Annotated in this window: 16 protein-coding genes; 11 read left to right on the forward strand and 5 right to left on the reverse strand. The window is 29.3% G+C overall.

The features are described 5' to 3' along the window. Positions 1-13 precede the first annotated feature (13 nt). The 6 genes from GCL60_RS09015 to sugE all read left to right on the forward strand — a co-directional run bounded on the left by GCL60_RS09015 (position 14) and on the right by sugE (position 5,207). On the forward strand, positions 14-952 hold the full coding sequence (locus tag GCL60_RS09015) for a DnaJ C-terminal domain-containing protein (protein WP_153420326.1): 939 nt from the start codon (positions 14-16) through the stop codon (positions 950-952). Positions 953-1,046: 94 nt separating this feature from the next. Next, entirely contained in the window at positions 1,047-1,349 is a 303-nt protein-coding gene (locus tag GCL60_RS09020) for a hypothetical protein (protein WP_153420327.1), read from the forward strand. Positions 1,350-1,354: 5 nt separating this feature from the next. Continuing rightward, the gene (locus GCL60_RS09025; RefSeq protein ID WP_153420328.1) at positions 1,355-3,091 is read left to right on the forward strand and encodes a hypothetical protein; all 1,737 of its coding nucleotides are present in this window, start codon (positions 1,355-1,357) and stop codon (positions 3,089-3,091) included. A 119-nt stretch (positions 3,092-3,210) separates the two neighbouring features. Next, positions 3,211-3,600, forward strand: a complete 390-nt coding sequence (locus GCL60_RS09030; protein WP_153420329.1) for a response regulator — start codon at positions 3,211-3,213, stop codon at positions 3,598-3,600. A 23-nt stretch (positions 3,601-3,623) separates the two neighbouring features. After that, positions 3,624-4,775 (forward strand): NAD(P)/FAD-dependent oxidoreductase, encoded by a 1,152-nt coding sequence (locus GCL60_RS09035; protein WP_153420330.1) that lies wholly within the window; start codon positions 3,624-3,626, stop codon positions 4,773-4,775. Positions 4,776-4,889: 114 nt separating this feature from the next. Next, positions 4,890-5,207: a quaternary ammonium compound efflux SMR transporter SugE gene (gene sugE, locus GCL60_RS09040; protein ID WP_153420331.1), complete on the forward strand. Its 318-nt coding sequence runs from the start codon at positions 4,890-4,892 to the stop codon at positions 5,205-5,207. A gap of 2 nt (positions 5,208-5,209) precedes the next feature. On the opposite strand, the gene GCL60_RS09045 is transcribed toward sugE, so the two are convergent. Next, on the reverse strand, positions 5,210-6,973 hold the full coding sequence (locus GCL60_RS09045) for an acyl-CoA dehydrogenase family protein (RefSeq protein WP_153420332.1): 1,764 nt from the start codon (positions 6,971-6,973) through the stop codon (positions 5,210-5,212). 219 nt (positions 6,974-7,192) lie between these two features. Here GCL60_RS09045 and GCL60_RS09050 point away from each other — a divergent pair, with 219 nt between their 5' ends. The 5 genes from GCL60_RS09050 (at position 7,193) to GCL60_RS09070 (ending at position 10,505) form a co-directional block, all read left to right on the forward strand. Next, positions 7,193-8,335 carry an acyl-CoA dehydrogenase family protein gene (locus tag GCL60_RS09050; RefSeq protein ID WP_153420333.1) on the forward strand — a complete coding sequence of 381 codons (1,143 nt, stop codon included), beginning with the start codon at positions 7,193-7,195 and terminating at the stop codon, positions 8,333-8,335. Positions 8,336-8,413: 78 nt separating this feature from the next. Further along, the gene (gene ribH, locus GCL60_RS09055) at positions 8,414-8,872 is read left to right on the forward strand and encodes a 6,7-dimethyl-8-ribityllumazine synthase (protein ID WP_153420334.1); all 459 of its coding nucleotides are present in this window, start codon (positions 8,414-8,416) and stop codon (positions 8,870-8,872) included. After that, positions 8,869-9,306, forward strand: coding sequence for a transcription antitermination factor NusB (gene nusB / locus GCL60_RS09060; RefSeq protein ID WP_153420335.1), 438 nt, complete (start codon positions 8,869-8,871; stop codon positions 9,304-9,306). The genes ribH and nusB overlap by 4 nt, the downstream gene beginning before the upstream one ends. A gap of 40 nt (positions 9,307-9,346) precedes the next feature. After that, entirely contained in the window at positions 9,347-10,084 is a 738-nt protein-coding gene (locus tag GCL60_RS09065; RefSeq protein WP_153420336.1) for a hypothetical protein, read from the forward strand. A gap of 19 nt (positions 10,085-10,103) precedes the next feature. Further along, positions 10,104-10,505 carry a PilZ domain-containing protein gene (locus GCL60_RS09070; protein WP_153420337.1) on the forward strand — a complete coding sequence of 134 codons (402 nt, stop codon included), beginning with the start codon at positions 10,104-10,106 and terminating at the stop codon, positions 10,503-10,505. Positions 10,506-10,510: 5 nt separating this feature from the next. Here the strand turns inward: GCL60_RS09070 and GCL60_RS09075 are convergent, their stop codons facing one another. The 4 genes from GCL60_RS09075 to GCL60_RS09090 all read right to left on the reverse strand — a co-directional run bounded on the left by GCL60_RS09075 (position 10,511) and on the right by GCL60_RS09090 (position 16,254). Beyond that, positions 10,511-11,296 carry an ABC transporter substrate-binding protein gene (locus tag GCL60_RS09075; RefSeq protein ID WP_153420338.1) on the reverse strand — a complete coding sequence of 262 codons (786 nt, stop codon included), beginning with the start codon at positions 11,294-11,296 and terminating at the stop codon, positions 10,511-10,513. Positions 11,297-11,385: 89 nt separating this feature from the next. Then, positions 11,386-12,411 (reverse strand): radical SAM protein, encoded by a 1,026-nt coding sequence (locus GCL60_RS09080; RefSeq protein ID WP_153420339.1) that lies wholly within the window; start codon positions 12,409-12,411, stop codon positions 11,386-11,388. A gap of 12 nt (positions 12,412-12,423) precedes the next feature. After that, the gene (locus GCL60_RS09085; protein WP_153420340.1) at positions 12,424-13,086 is read right to left on the reverse strand and encodes a hypothetical protein; all 663 of its coding nucleotides are present in this window, start codon (positions 13,084-13,086) and stop codon (positions 12,424-12,426) included. 303 nt (positions 13,087-13,389) lie between these two features. After that, positions 13,390-16,254 carry a DEAD/DEAH box helicase gene (locus GCL60_RS09090; protein WP_153420341.1) on the reverse strand — a complete coding sequence of 955 codons (2,865 nt, stop codon included), beginning with the start codon at positions 16,252-16,254 and terminating at the stop codon, positions 13,390-13,392. Positions 16,255-16,314: the final 60 nt, after the last annotated feature.

The raw sequence follows: 16,314 nt of genomic DNA on the forward strand, positions 1-16,314 counted from the left end.
ATTGGAGAACCAAATGAAGTATTATGAAATTTTAGGTGTAAATAAAAACGCGAGCTCGGACGAGATAAAAAAAGCCTATCGAAAAATGGCTATGCAGTATCACCCAGATAGAAATCCTGGAAATAAATCAGCAGAAGAAAAATTTAAGGAAATGTCAGAAGCTTATGCAGTTTTGTCAGATCCAGAGAAAAAACGTCAATACGATATGTTAGGTGACGCACGCTTTACTCAACAACAAGGCACTGGATTTCAAGAAGATATTTTTAGAAATATGGATTTTGACAGTATTTTCAGAGAAATGGGCTTTTCAGGTTTTGGTGGATTCAATGGCGGAGGAAAATTTGGAGGTTTTGGAAAAGGTGCCTCACAGCAACAGCATAGAGCAAGTGCACGTAGGGGCGGATTTAAACAAGAACCCGAAGATTATTCTCGTTATGATTTAGAACATGATCTTGAGATTGGCTTTATGGATTCTTATTTGGGTTCAGAGAGATATGTTAGTTTTTCTTTGAGCAATGGTGAAAATATATCAACCCGTATTAAAGTACCAGCAGGGATTGATACAGGTAAAAAGTTAAGAGTAAAAAATCATGGGCGTACAGCTCCAGATGGTCATAAAGCGGATCTTTATTTGAATGTAAAAGTTATGTCTCACCCCGATTTTGTTCGGAAAGATAATGATATTGAAGTTGATACAAAAACTCCATATAGCCTTTTATGTTTAGGTGGTGTTTTAGATGTAAATACGCCTCAAGGAATTAAGCAAATTAAAATAAGACCAGGAATGCAAAATGGAATAAAAGTTCGTTTAAAAGGTCTTGGATTTCCAATAATGGGAACTTCTGAAAGAGGAGATCTTTATGCGATTATTTCAGTTAAAGTACCTACTCAAGATGAACTTTCCGATGAAAATCGAGCACTTTTTGAAGAGCTTCAAAAAGCTGGTTTTTAATTTGAGCCTCTGATAAGGTGATTTTTTATGTATTTGAAATTTCTTAAATTTCAAATTTTTTTATAAATATTTTCAATTATAAAAAGGACTAAATATGTCAATTAACTATGTTATAAATAAAGAGATTGAATCCGTTAAATCAGAATTGACAGGTCTTATAGCAAAAGAAATAAAAAAAGATTATGTAAAAACTTCTTGGAATAATAATGAACTAATAATTAAAATAGAAAAAATGGGTACAAGTGAAATTTGCATTGAACTTAAAAATGATAATGGTAAAGTACAAATTTGTGAAGTAAGAAGAAAAATCGCTTTTACTCATAAGCCGTTTGCCGGTGAAGTTGAAAAAATGGTGGCAGATATTCTCGGCAATAAGCTAGGAGCACAGAGGGCTTAATTCAATTGAGTCATAAAGAACTTATTTATAAGTTATTTGGTTTTAAGAAGGCTGTGACTTTTACTGTCGCGGCTTTTATTTCGTCTTGTACTACGTTACCTAAGTCTATAGATCATGAAGATCTTAAAGTTGGTAGTACAAAAAAAGAAATTCAGAATTTACTATTAAGTGATATTTCAAATGAAGATTTTGTTCTTTTGGATACAACTAATTTATTATTAAATGCATTTGAAAATTTAAAAGAAAAAAAATTTAGTAATGCTAAAGAGATTTCTAAAAATATCTTATATAAAGAAGGTTTAACAACTTCATTGTATAAATTCGCATTTAAAGCATATTCTATTTCTACATTGTTATCAATTAGTGAATATTCTAAAAAAGAAAATATTGTTAAAAATTTTGATTTTACTTCATTTCAAAACGATCAGTGTAATTCATTATGTGATAGTTATGGTTGGAAAAATCTTGTACAAAATGAAAGTATTTTATTTACGCCTCTAGGGTATAATGACATTATTTTATCTAATGATATTTTTGCTGCAATTGATCAAGAAAAACCAGTACTATTAATAGATACAATTTTTTTAGGTAATAATGAAAAAAAACCTAAAAAATTAAATATTTCTTTTGAAAATGCAAATACGGAATCCTTTAATAGTGAAAATATTGATAGTGCTGAAATGCTAAATGAAAAAGTAGCACTTTCCTATTTTTTAAATGGAGAATTTTATAAATCAATTGAGTTATTTAATAAAATTGCTAAGAGTACTAACGATATATCAGTAAAGTCTTCTTCATATTATTGGATAGGAAGAGCATATACTGCTGAAAATAATTTTAAAGAAGCAAAAAAATATTATTTAATGTCTGGATTGTCTAATCCTTTAGGATTATATGATTCTCTTTCAGGACAAATGATTAAAAATTTATCTGGTAGAGCATCGACTAAAGATTTATCTCCATTTCCTGATGCTTGGGAAAATGAAATGGTAAAATGGATTCGTTATCCAGAAATACAAAACAATTCGTCTATGGAGCTTGCTTTAAAATCGGTTATTTTATTTATTTCACAGTTGAAAATTGAAAATAAAATAATGAAGATAGATGACTTTCAAAAAACATTTCAAACGAAAAAAAATATAGAAATTTTAATTATTAAAGATGAAATTAAATGGTTAACTAAAAATTGGGAAAATTTTTATAAAGATTGGCCTAAAGAAAATAAACCTGAAATTATTGGAAATAATATTGTTTGGCTTAATTATTTAACTGGTGAATATTTAGATGCCATTCTTCTTGTTTCAAAAATAAAAAATACATTAGATAGATTTTCGGAGAATAATAATTTTCTTTATTTCTTATTTTATCCACAGTTTCATAAAGATGAGTTAAAACTTGCTGTTGATAGCTGTTATGTAGATCCTGATATTATGTATTCTATCTTTAGACAAGAAGGTTTTTTTATCAATCAAAAAACTTCATATCAAGAAACTTTGACTAAAGTATGTAATATGAAAAATACTTTAGAAAAGTATAAAAATAATGTTGTCAATGCAATTAGTGCTTATAAAGCAGGTGTCGTTTCAACTGATTTATGGCTTCAAAATAATTTAAAAATTAATGATGACGCTATTTTTATGGAATATATTCCAGATAAAAAAATTAAAGAATTTGTTCAAGGTGTTATGAAAAATTATTATAATTTTAAATGGATTTACTTTAAAAAATCAGACTTACCATAAAATATACTGACAGAATAATGACACATGATGATTAATTCTTTAAACTCATATAAAATTATAATGTTCTTTAAAGTATAAAGTGTTTCTTCTGCAAGAATCATTTTTTAGAGAGAAATTAAATGTCTAAACTGAATGTTTTGGTAGTTGATGCATCAAAAAATGTTTTGGCATCTGTTAATGACTATTTCGATAATGTTGATGATTATAAATTATTTTTAGCAAAAAGTGGTAAAGATGCTTTAGAAACTATTGAAGATGAAAAAAATATAGATTGTGTCTTTTTAGATTGGGATTTGCCTGTTATGAATGGGCTTGAGGCCTTGGTTGAGATAAAAAAACGTTATCCTAAAATTTTTGTTATTATGATGACCTCTAAAAATGGAGCTTTAGATATACAAAATATGTTATCACATGGAGCGACAGGTAATATATTGAAGCCTTTGGCTAAGGAAAATATATTTGATAAATTAGAGGAAATAAAAAAGAAAAAAGCTGTAATTAAATCATAATGACTCAAGGATTTTAAATATTAATGAATAGTGAAATTTATGTAGATACTGTCGTAATTGGTTCGGGAATTTTAGGATTAAGTATAGCTTATTATATTTCAAAAAAATTTCCAAATATGACCATTGCTGTTTTAGAAAAGAACCCAACATTTGGAGTAGAAACTTCATCAAGAAATAGTGAAGTTATTCATGCTGGAATATATTATAAAAAAGATTCACTTAAAGCGAAATATTGTAAATTAGGAAGAGAAATGATTTACGATATATGTAAAAAAAATTCGATTCCATTTAATAAATGCGGTAAATTTATTATAATAAATAACGATGAACAGTATTCAAAGCTTATTCAAATAAAAGAAAATGCTTTTTATAATGAAGTAAATTTAAAATATTTAGATAAAAGAGAATTGTCTAAAATAGAAAATTTATCCCATTTTACTGGAGCATTATGGTCACCTGATACGGGTATATTAGATAGTCATTCCTTAATGAAATATTTGGAACAATCTGCAATTGAAAATAATGTACATTTTGTATATAAAAGCTCTTTTCATAAAATGATAGATATGAATAGAGATGCTTATTTAATTGAAATATTAGATGAAAATTATAAACCATATCATATTAAATGTCGAAATTTTATTAATTCTGCTGGATTAAATTCTGATAAAGTAGCAAAATCTTGTGGTATTAAAGATAATTTCAAAATAAAACCTTGTCGTGGTCGTTATTTTTCACTAAGCTACAAATATAAAAATTATTTTAAAAATTTAATTTACCCTTTACCAGATCCAATGGGAGGTTTAGGAACACATATTACATTTGATCTTAATGGTAAATTAAAATTAGGCCCCGATATTGATTGGTCATTTTCTGAAACTCATGAAGCTACAGATATTGATCTTTATAAAATAAATCAAAATGATTTATTATGCCAAGATAAATTTTTAGAATCTGGAAAAAAGTTAATTCCATCTCTTAAGACTGAAGATATCTATCCTGATTATGTAGGTGTAAGACCAAAGTTATTTGTTGATAATAATCTTTATGAAGATTTTTTAATTAAAGAAATAACAAATGATAATTTATTTTCTATTCATTTATTAGGAATTGAATCCCCTGGCCTGACTTCCGCTTTAGCAATTGGAAATGAAATTTCTTTAAAAATAAATTAAAATATTTTTTAAAATATATTGGATTTAATTAAAAAAATATGAAATATTAAATTTCTTTTGTTAGAGTTCTTCTTCTTTTTTATTTTTATATTAAAAATTTTTAAGGAAAATGTTATGGCTTGGGTTTATTTATTTTTAGCAGGACTTTTTGAAATTGTTTGGGCTGTTTCGTTAAAAAATATTGATGGTTTATCTAAGCCGTTACCTATAATTGTAACTATTGTGGGAATGGCAATTAGTTTTACTTTTTTATCTTTAGCGCTTAAAAATTTGCCTATAGGAACGGCATATGCAATTTGGACTGGAATTGGTGCCGTAGGTGTTGCTATTTATGGCATAATAATGTTAGGGGAATCCGCTAATTTAATAAGAATTATTTGTTTGTTATTGATTGTTAGCGGAATAATAGGTCTAAAACTTTCAACAAAATAAAATTATTTTACATTATCAATAGGGAAAGGATATTTCTCTTTTTCTATTAATTTCTTAGCTACATTTTTAATGACATCATCATGGTTGGCCTTTAAATTATAAACGCTTTGATTCACTCTTGCTTTAGCGTCACGAATAATAAGTTTTGCCATTGCTAATTCTGTTTCGTTTTTTTCAGGTCCACCATGTTTTTCTATTACAGAATTGATGCGAGCTAACACAGCAGCTATTAAGTAGGTATCAATCGCAATATCAGCAAGTCTTGCCAACTGAAGTTGTTCATCAATTAATTTATGACCATAATTTCGAATTAATTTTGAAGATGCATTTGCTAAAGCATGAGTTGCTGATGAGAGCCTTTCACATTCTTTTTCTAAAGCTGGGTGAAAACCTTCCAATCTTTCAGCAATAACACTTTTTTTCACTTCACTAAAAGCAAACTCAGATAAAAATCCTATTTTTCCAATTGCATTATTTAAAAAGTCTAAATTTTTTGTACTTTGTAAAGATTGTAATTCTTTTCCTAATCGTTGATATTGCGAAGCAGTTTCTTTAAGTCCTGTCATAGCAATAAATAATCTTAATATTTCATTAGTACCTTCGAAAATAAGCCCAATACGCCCATCTCTCAATTTTCTTTCAATTCCGTATTCAACCATATAGCCATTCCCGCCATGAATCTGCATAGCGGTATTTATCGTTTTCCAACCAACTTCAGTAACAAATACTTTGCAAATTGCAGCTTCTATACTGTAATCTGTATCTCCAGAATCAACTAAATTTGTTGCAAAGTAAGTTACAGATTCCGAGGCATATATATACATTGCCATATCGGAAAGCATGGATTGAACAAGTCCAAAATCAGAAATAGAGTGGCCAAAAGCTTTTCTATTTTTTGTATAAGTTATGCTTTCATCCATTAATGATTTCATGGCTCCAAGAGCGCCACCAGCAAGCCCCATTCGACCTTGATTTAAAATTCCCATTGCAATTTTAAATCCATCACCAGGTTTACCTAATATATTTTCTGCTGGAACTTTTACATCTTTAAAAAAGACTTCAACAGTTGAAGATGCTTTTATTCCTAATTTAAGTTCTTCTGATCCATGAGTAACTCCGCCCATATCTCTTGTTACGATAAAAGCTGTTATTTTATCCTCACCATTAATTTCTTCTTTCGCAAAAACTGTGAAAAAATCAGCAAATCCACCATTTGTTATCCATAATTTTGATCCATTGATAATATAATGATCGCCTTGTTTAACCGCACGAGTTTTAATTCCAGCCGCATCAGAACCAGCAGTAGGTTCCGTTAATGCGAATGAAGCTATCATTTCACCTGTGGCGAGTTTTGGCATATACTTCGCTTTTTGTTTTTCATTTCCGTAAAGATACAAACCTTTTAAGCCAATTGAGCTATGAGCGCCTGCTGTTAAGGTAACTGAAGCGTCGTGTTTATTTAGTAATTCAAGAGTTCTTGTATAAAGAGTTTGTGTAAACTCACTTCCACCAAAAGCTTCAGGAATAATTAATCCAAATAACCCCATTTCTTTCATGCCTTTTATAATATCGCTAGGCAATTTTTTTTCTTGATCAAACTTCATGCTATCTACATTTTGTTTCATCCAGTCATTTATTGAATTAGCCATCAACATATAATCATTTTCACGATGTGTATTAAAAAATGGAAAATGATGTAAAGACTTTTCAGGTATATGACCATTAAAAATATTTTTCATAAAACTAAATTTTGTATTTTCTGACACAAATCCCCCTAAAAAAAGATTTTTCTCAAATTGAGTTACCTTTGCTTTTTTTAAATTATCTGATTAGATGGATTTGAGCAAACTCTCATATTCCTTTATTGCAGTAAATGCCAAATTGTCTTGTATTTTATTTTTTACCATTGCGGCTTTTTTAATTTGAACATAATTTGATTGAATAGAGAATTTGACTTGTTTTGTTAATTTATACGGAGATAGATTATGGCTATGTTTGATTTGAATGAAACTCAAAAGCAATTATTTGAAATGGCAAAAGATTTTTCAAATAAAGAAGTTTGGCCTAAAGCAAAAGAATTAGATGAAACAGCAAAATTTCCTATTGAATTGTTAAAAAAAACCCATGAATTGGGAATGCTAAATGCTTTTGTTCCAGAAGAAGTGGGAGGATTAGGTCTTGGTACTTTTGATCATTGCCTTATTTCGGAAGCTTTAGCCATGGGTTGTGCAGGATTTTGTACAGCAGCACTTGCAAATGATCTTGCTGCTGTGCCTGTTATTTTGTCCGAAAATAAACAAGTTTGGAAAGAGTTTTTAGCGCCCATGGTGGATGATTGTTTAATGGCTTCTTATTGTGTGACCGAGCCTGGAGCTGGAAGTGATGTTGCTGGAATTAAGACAACAGCTAAAAAAGTAAAAGATAAATATATTATTAATGGTTCTAAAATGTGGATTACGAATGCAAATTATGCAAATTGGTTTTTTGTATTAGCAAAAACAGATCCTGCTGCTGGTCATAAGGGAATGACGGGATTTGTCGTTCCTGCAAAAACACCAGGTGTCACAATTGGAAGAAAAGAAGATAATATGGGGCAACGCTGTAGTGATACACGTGGTGTTACCTTTGATAATGTTGAAATACCTGAAAAATATTTATTAGGAAAAGAAGGAGATGGCTTTAAACTAGCTATGGGCGCTTTTGATAGAACAAGGCCTGCCGTGGCAGCTGAATGCGTAGGCTTATCACAAAGAGCAATGATGTGTGCCATAGACTATGCGAAACAACGTTCTGCATTTGGAAAATTAATTTCAGAAAATCAAGGTGTTAGCTTTATTCTTGCTGAAATGGCGCGAGATATTGAAGCTTCAAGGCTTCTTGTTTGGAAGGCTGCTTGTGAAGTCGATGAAGGAAGAAAAAATACTTATTTTGCTTCTTTAGCAAAAATGTTTGCAGCAGATGCGTGTATGAGAATTACAACTGACGCAGTTCAAATATTTGGTGGATACGGTTATAATAAAGAATATCCAGTAGAAATGTTAATGAGGGATGCAAAAATCTTTCAAATATATGAAGGAACTTCACAAATTCAAAGAATGATTGTGGGAAGAATTCTTTTGGGGCATTAAACTTTCCTTTGTTAAAATGACTCATTGTGTTAGACACTCTCCGATTGATTCAATTTTTTTGACTTTGGGGGGTATAAAATGAAGCCATCAGAAGTAAAAATAGGTATTGTTGTTGCAAGATTTAATGAAGTAATTACTTCTAAGTTAGCATCAGGTGCAAAAAATCTTCTTTTAAGAAGAGGAGTTAAGGCTGAAAATATAGTAGAAATTGAGGTTCCTGGTAGTTTCGAAACTCCTTTAGCAGCTCAAATTTTAATTGATCAAAAGAAAGTTCATGGTGTAATTGCCTTAGGAGCTGTTATTAAAGGTGCGACAGATCATTATAATTATGTATGTTCTTCAACATCTTCTGGATTGATGAATGTTCAATTATCACGTTCTGTGCCTGTCGCTTTTGGTATTTTGACTTGCGATACAATGGAGCAAGCAATTGACAGGGCGGGTGGAAAATCAGGCAACAAAGGAGCCGATGTTGCTGATGCCGTTTTAGAAATGGTTATGTTAAAATCTTCTCTATTAGGAAATTCATTTTTATGATTGATGGCGCTACTGGATTAAAACCAGCAGATTTTAAGCAAATTAGGAGATATGCTGTACAATTTATTTATCAGCAAGATTTAAATCAACAATTTGTTATGCAGAAACAATCTCTTGATAATTTTATGAGACAGTCTGAAGTAGTTGAGTTACAAAAAGACTTTTTAAGGTCGCTTCTAAACGCTATTTTTGATCACAGTAAAAAGATTGATGAGCTTATTGAAAAAAACGCAAAAAATTGGAAAATATCACGTATTGCAAAGGTAGATTTAGCAGTTTTGAGAGTAGCAACGATAGAGCTTTTAGAGCGAAACGACACGGATCTTGGCGTCATTATTTCGGAAGCAGCTTCTATTGCTCAGGAATATGGCTCAGCAAACTCTCCAAGTTTTGTAAATGGAATTTTAGATGCGATTGCTAAGTCTGTTCGCTAATTCGAGTTATTAATCATTTTCAAATAAGGCAACTTATTTAATGAGAGAAATTCATTTACTAGAAAATAATGCAGCATGCGCTAAGTATGTCTTAAATCGGACATCTCAAGGGTTTTTGCCTGAAACATTTCTTGGAATTGGCTCATTTTCAACTCGCGTTCCCGTTTCTGGAAACGGATTATCCATTTTTTCGACACCTACATTTTTTGAAAATGAGATTTCAGATAGCATTGTGCAAGGTTATTTTTCTGTTTTTGAAAAAGAATCATTACTTATGCAGGTTGCTATGGGTGAAATTGCAAATTTTCCTATTTCAAGATGGTTATTAATTGGACAGCATTTAAGCATTTTTCACTCTTCTAAAATTGATGTAAAACGTTATCTTCCTACAGATGAATTGCTTAATGTACGAAGTGCCGAAGAGTTTATGCAAGTTTATTTAGGAAATATTTTTCCTCATATTCAAGAAATTCGTGCTCAATCTATTTTATTTCTTTTTGATGTAAAAATGTTTTCAGATTATATTAAATCTTTTTTTCTTTGGCTTGCTGAGCAATTTAATATTCCATTTTTAAAAGATCTTGTTACAGAGTCTTCTGAAATTGAAATGCAAAAAAAAGTAACGGACGAGTTTTTATGGTATTTGTCTGAGTCCGCTATTCATCCTTGCATTGCTGTTTATCCATCATCCTATAATTGTTATTTGAATCTTATTCAATCAGCTAGAAACATCCGAAAACAAGGAAACTATTCAGACGAACTTTTCTTTAAGCTTTAATTAAGGATTATTAATCTATATGGCTAATGTATCTAAAATTAAAAAAGAAAATAGAAAAAGTGCAAGACATAATGTAGAGTTTGTTGTTTCTTTATATAGGAATGGGACTTTATTATCACCAAATAACTCTTTTAAAAATATTTCAATTCATGGTGCATTATTAAAAATTTCAAATAACTATAGTTTTAAATGTGGTGAAAGGCTTGTCTTGATTATAGAAGATGAAAGATTATTAAAAGAATTTAACTTAATGCTCGATCCTATTGAAGCAGAGGTAAAGCATTTTGAAAATGAAAATGAAAATCTTGTTGGATTGGTTTTTTTTAATATGACTGAAAGTAATAAAAGAATTTTACAAAGGATAATAGATAATAAATTTATGCTAAAAAAATTTCCTAAATCATGGCAAATTTCAAAGTAAATGCATTAAAAAAATTTTTTATATTCTTTTTCATATTCACCATTGCTTTTCCATTTACTCAAAAAATAGTTAAACTCTTTCATGAGCTCTTTCTCTGTTAATCTTGTTGCAACGCCAAAATATTGATCGTTTCCTTCTGTTTCTTTAAATTTAAAAATATTTGGAAATTTTTTCTCTAGATATAACCCATAAGTAGAATCTATTATTATAGCATCCACCTTTCCAATTCGGACAGAATTAACAAGATCTCCATACTCATTGTATTTAAAAATATTTGCTTTATTTAAGTTTTTAGCAGCATAAAAATCATTTGTAGTTCCAATTTTTACTCCTATTTTATAATTTAAATTATTTAAATCATGTAAATTGCTAATTTTATCAATATTTAGATTATTTTTTTTAAATAGGTAAATAATTTTGCTTTTGAAATAAGAGTTACTAAAAAGTACAGATTTTTTTCTTTCTTCAGTAATAACCATACCCGTTGAAATTAAATCGCATTTTTTAGCATTTAAAGCAGGAATAATTCCATCAATACTATAATTTAATATTTCTAGTTTAGAATTTAAATGTTTTGAAAAAGCTTCCATCATATGAATATCAAATCCGTACCAATTACCATTAGAAATATAAGTAAAAGGGATAAATCCACCAGCTGTACAAACTTTAAGAGTTTCTGGTATTTTTAAATTATTTGATTTATTTGTGCTTGAAAATATTTGATAAGATGATATAAATAAAAGAATATAAAAAAATTTTATTAAATTAAAAAATATAAATGATATTTTCATTTTAGCCCCTGTATTAAATAATTGTTATATATAAAGAAACAAAATTGAACTAAGGGGCTAAAATATCAAAAAATTATTATACTTACAATTTAGTTAACTACATTTCGATCAAAAATCTGTAATGTCATTTTATTCATGTATCTTTCCATAATTTCTTTTTCGTGTTTTTTAACAACTTTTTGAATAGCATGAAAAGCTTCTTTATTTTTATACAAACTCAAACATGTTTCACAAGGATGAGTTGAAGAATATGGTAATGAAATGGAAGGGTCTTCTTTTTGGGCTTGTAAATAAACTTCTTCCACGCCATCTAAATGAATCCAAATTTTAAGTAAATCATCTTTGGTATTTTTTAAAACATCCATAATAGAGTTATTTTTTAAACTTCCTAAATGCAATTCGTCAATTTTTTCTAAATGAAGTCCGCAGCAAGCAATAAGATCTTGAGTTGGAGTAACAGAAAGAACATTGAGCACTGTTCTGCATGAGCTTTTATTTTTAGGGTTAAAACGGGAGCGGTTTTCGGGATGGCTTAAAGAAGTATTTCCATCTGCTTCAATCCATACAGTCCTTTGTATTATAATTTTTTTAGAATTATGAAGTTCAATTAATTTTTCATTTTTTAAAATAATATCATTAATATACTCATCACTCTGGTCACATATTTCCATATTAATTACAACGAAAATTCCAGCTTCAGCAGCAGCAAGAGTTCCATTAAGAATCCGTTCAATCGGAACATGTTTTTGATGAAATGTGCCCGTACTAAAATTAATTTCTTTTAAACCACTTTCTCTAGCCTTTTTTATTCTTCTTCTCGCATGTTCTAAAGAAAATGCCCAATATCCGTTTGTGATACATCTTGTTACAAATCCTAAGCGGGTTGCATGAGAAATATGTTCATCCAATTCATTTCCTAAAGTAAAACATTCTCCACCTGTAAAACAGATTAATTTCATCGTTGGAATTTTTTGTGCTTCCTCAATTAGAGAAGTTATTTTTTCTTTTGGAATTCTTGTTGTAATTTTAGGGCTGCAAGAGAAACAGCAATGGTCACATGCTGCAGTACAATGGTGTGTTGTAATTAATGAAAGAGAATGTGGTAAAACTAACATTTTAAAATTTCCTTATACTACAAATACAGCAATGACTATGAAAACTTCGGCTGCAACAAATCCATTCGTAGCAACAACAGCATTTGTTGCGGCAACGGCATTTGCAACAGCTTCTGCGTTTGCATATACATTTGTATTCACGGCTGCATTGGCATAAACGGAAGAGTCTAATAGAACGCTCATACTTGGAATACTTTGTAATAAATTTACAGATTCTTTATCATTTTTTAATTTTTCAAGTGAAGTATATGCATCAGGATATTTTTCTTTAATATATTTTTGCATGGCAAGGGAATCAACTTTTAATTGGTTATAGTCGGAAGAATTTTTATCAATTTGATTATTATTTCTTTGAGCATTACTTATGACTATATTTAATTCAGCTTGAATACGAGAGGCTTGGTTTTTAAAATAATCGTCTTGAGATAATTCAACCAATTGTTTAGTTGTATTATCAATATTTACTTTTTGGTTATTATCTTTTATTCTACTATTATAGTCTTTTAAAAACTGTACATAGTTAAAAGTTTTATTTTCAGTTTTTGCCGATGGATTTATTATAAGATTTTGTTTTGATGATGGAGGAATTATTTCTGGAATACTTTCGGCATATGCTTCAGAACTTGCAATAGCTCCTAAAAAAAACGCAATAAGGCCTATATTTGAATTTCTCATAAAAAAATTTCCTTTATTATTTTTGTATTTGTTATTTAATTGAAGCTAATTAAATTTTTTTCTGACGTGTTTTTTATAGTGTAATATTCTTTTCAAAATAGATGAAATCATGCTTTATTTCCTTTAGAAAATAGAAGAAGCAATGAGCCTTTATTTTTATATTTAATTTTTTGGGTATCTAAAATAAAGAAAAATAATGTCGTTTTTTTAGACATTATTTTTAGTTTTAATATTAAATAAATTTATATTAGTAGTATTTTTGATAAATTAAAGGAGTTTATAAAAATAAAATAAATAAATATTTTAAATATTATATACTTCTATACTGTCATCTTCTTGAATTCCAAGGTCACTATTATCTACAGGCGCTTTTAGCAACTGAAGTAAGTCATCTCTCGAAAGATTTTTAAAGACTTCTTCATCTTGTTCTACAAAACGTTCAAAAATCATTTTTTTACGGCTAATGATTTCATCTATACGTTCTTCAAGGGTTCCTTTGGTAACTAATTTGTAGACTTGGACATTTCTTATTTGGCCTATGCGGTGAATACGATCTGTTGCTTGATTTTCTTTTGCCGCATTCCACCATCTGTCAAAATGAATGACAACGCTTGCAGAAGTAAGATCAATACCCGTTCCTCCTGCTAATAAAGAACCAATAAATACTTTTACATCATCATTTTCTTGAAATTCTTTAACAATATTTCCTCGATTAATAGATTGTCCTGTTAAAGTGACGTGTTTTATGCCTTTATTATTTAATCTTTCAGATAATTTAGAAACCATTTTTGCATATTGAGAAAAAATAACAACTTTTTGGTTGCTTTCAATTGCCTCGCTAAGTAATTCATCAAAAACTTGTAATTTTCCACTACCTACATTTGCATATTGTGGATCAATTATAGCAGGGTCATTACATATTTGTTTCAATAAACTAATCAGACTAAAAATATGAATATAAGGAATTGGATTTTTTTCATTTTGAAGATCATCAATTAATTTTTTGCCTTTTAAATTTAAAGCTTCATTATATAATTTTTTTTGTGAAGGATTTAAATGACAATATCTAATATCTTCAACTTTTTCTGGTAAATCAGTCAATACATCTAATTTATTTCGGCGCATTTTAAATGGATGAATTAATCGGTGTAATTCAATATCTGCAATTGGATCTGTTTTTTCATCGTTGAGCATATATTTCTTTTTAAATTCATTGTCTGTACCAAGGTAACTTGGAGCAATATAATCAAAAAGATTTTTTAATTCCATGAGATCATTTTCTAAAGGTGTACCCGTTAAACAAAGTCTCATGTTGCTATTAATTTTACAAGCAGCTTTATAAGTGCGTGTGCTTTGATTTTTTACTAAATGAGCTTCATCTAATACAACTAAATTCCATTTAAATTGCATAATTAATTGTATATCACGAAGTAAAATCCCATAGCTTGTAACAAATGCATAATGAATATTTTTTGATTTATCTATTTTAGATAAATGGTTTTTACGGAATGGTCCATGAAAACAGATGCTTGTTACGTTAGGGATGTATTTCGTCATTTTATCTAGCCAGTGATCAATCACACTGGTAGGACAAACAACAAGTGAAATGGAATTCTGCTCATTTTTTGTAATGCTTGAAATGAGTCCCATGGCTTGGTGCGTTTTTCCTAAACCCATTTCATCGGCCAAAAGTCCACCGAGTTGGTTGTTATATAACCACCATAACCATTTTAAACCGTCTTCTTGATAGGGTCTTAAAGCCAAATTTGTTTCTTTTAAGGAAGGTAATTGAAGTTTGTCTCTTGAAATTAAACCTGATCGGATTTTTTCAATAACAGCGGCTTTTCCTTTGACTTTACTTTCTGACCCAAATTGTTCATGAAAACGTACAAATTCTAAAGTAGAAAGTTTTAATTGACCATCTTCCTGAACTTTGTTTTTTAACCAATCAAGTTCTGGTGTGATTTTAATAAAACCTTTATCTGTTTCAAGATACTGTCTACCTTCAGCTCTTGCTTTAAGAATTTGATATAAAGTACCAGAAGTATCCGTGCTTATTTTTTCATCTGAGTTTGAATTAAATTTAGCATCAATTAGTATTGAACCATCTAATGATTTATTTAAGGTAAATTCAGGGATAGATATTTTTTTGTAAACTTTAATTTTTGATAAATTATCGCTTACAACAATATCAGCTGTTTCTTTAAGTCGAGAAAAATCACTTTCAATCAAGCTTGCGGCAGTGTCGCCTTCAACAATGCCTGTTTTAGGATATTCGTGCCATCTTGAAATTTGTGTATTATTCATTTTGTCTGCAAATGGAATATATCCCGTTTTTTTAATAAATATACCAATTTTACCAATATGAGTTTGGTTTAAATCGGCAATAATAAGTTTTTTTATTATTTTACCATCTTTTACGAGAGCAATATTTTTTTGAATTAAAAAACCTGATTTCCCATTGTTTTTTATATTAAAATATCTTTTTGCAACAATTTCATGTTTAATAAGTTTTTGAACTGGGGCGGAAGCTTTATCAGAATATTTTGTATTAAATAAAAGTTTACAAGTGTCATCAACACCAAAACGATAATTTAATTTTCGGGCACTATCAATTTGAACCAATGCGTTTAGCCAAGGTTCTTCTTTATCAATGTCAATAGAAACAAGTTCTGCAACATTAGAAGAGAAAATATTTTCTAAATTGCTACTTTCTAATACTTGTTTTGCATCATTAATAATTTCCCATTTTTCTTCAGCACTAAAAATAGCATTTTTATTTTCTTGTAGTGGAACTGTTTGAGGTTTGGTGTGTACTGAACTTAAATGGAGTTCAGAACCCCCTGTGCCTAAATTTAATTTTTGAAGATAAGTTGCTTTTTCTTGATCTAAATAAATACAAAATGCGGCTAAGTGCTGGCATTTTTCAGCTCTTCTTCTATTTGCTTGGCATGTACATTCCATCCATTGAACAAAACGTCCTTGCGCATGGATTTTCATACGGACTTCGTAATTTTCTCCGATTCCCGCTTTAACGCGGCAGCTTAATAATTCTCCATATGCTTGGAAATTATGAATACCACCTGATCTATAAATAGAAATTCCATTTTGCCAATTAGTAGCTTGGAATTGAGAGAATACAAAATCAATAAAAGAATTTGATGTCATTTTTATTCTGTCTAAATGTTACTTTAAAAACTAAATAAACTCTACATTTACAAAGTTTCT

Source organism: Silvanigrella paludirubra, assembly GCF_009208775.1.
GTDB classification, from domain to species: Bacteria; Bdellovibrionota_B; Oligoflexia; order Silvanigrellales; family Silvanigrellaceae; genus Silvanigrella; species Silvanigrella paludirubra.

Bases quoted from the DNA above. Each gene is read 5' to 3' on its own strand.
- GCL60_RS09015 (WP_153420326.1), top strand. From the start codon at position 14: ATGAAGTATTATGAAATTTTAGGTGTAAATAAAAACGCGAGCTCGGAC.
- GCL60_RS09020 (WP_153420327.1), top strand. From the start codon at position 1,047: ATGTCAATTAACTATGTTATAAATAAAGAGATTGAATCCGTTAAATCA.
- GCL60_RS09030 (WP_153420329.1), top strand. From the start codon at position 3,211: ATGTCTAAACTGAATGTTTTGGTAGTTGATGCATCAAAAAATGTTTTG.
- GCL60_RS09035 (WP_153420330.1), top strand. From the start codon at position 3,624: ATGAATAGTGAAATTTATGTAGATACTGTCGTAATTGGTTCGGGAATT.
- sugE (WP_153420331.1), top strand. From the start codon at position 4,890: ATGGCTTGGGTTTATTTATTTTTAGCAGGACTTTTTGAAATTGTTTGG.
- GCL60_RS09050 (WP_153420333.1), top strand. From the start codon at position 7,193: ATGGCTATGTTTGATTTGAATGAAACTCAAAAGCAATTATTTGAAATG.
- ribH (WP_153420334.1), top strand. From the start codon at position 8,414: ATGAAGCCATCAGAAGTAAAAATAGGTATTGTTGTTGCAAGATTTAAT.
- nusB (WP_153420335.1), top strand. From the start codon at position 8,869: ATGATTGATGGCGCTACTGGATTAAAACCAGCAGATTTTAAGCAAATT.
- GCL60_RS09065 (WP_153420336.1), top strand. From the start codon at position 9,347: ATGAGAGAAATTCATTTACTAGAAAATAATGCAGCATGCGCTAAGTAT.
- GCL60_RS09070 (WP_153420337.1), top strand. From the start codon at position 10,104: ATGGCTAATGTATCTAAAATTAAAAAAGAAAATAGAAAAAGTGCAAGA.
- GCL60_RS09075 (WP_153420338.1), bottom strand. From the start codon at position 11,296: ATGAAAATATCATTTATATTTTTTAATTTAATAAAATTTTTTTATATT.
- GCL60_RS09080 (WP_153420339.1), bottom strand. From the start codon at position 12,411: ATGTTAGTTTTACCACATTCTCTTTCATTAATTACAACACACCATTGT.
- GCL60_RS09085 (WP_153420340.1), bottom strand. From the start codon at position 13,086: ATGAGAAATTCAAATATAGGCCTTATTGCGTTTTTTTTAGGAGCTATT.
- GCL60_RS09090 (WP_153420341.1), bottom strand. From the start codon at position 16,254: ATGACATCAAATTCTTTTATTGATTTTGTATTCTCTCAATTCCAAGCT.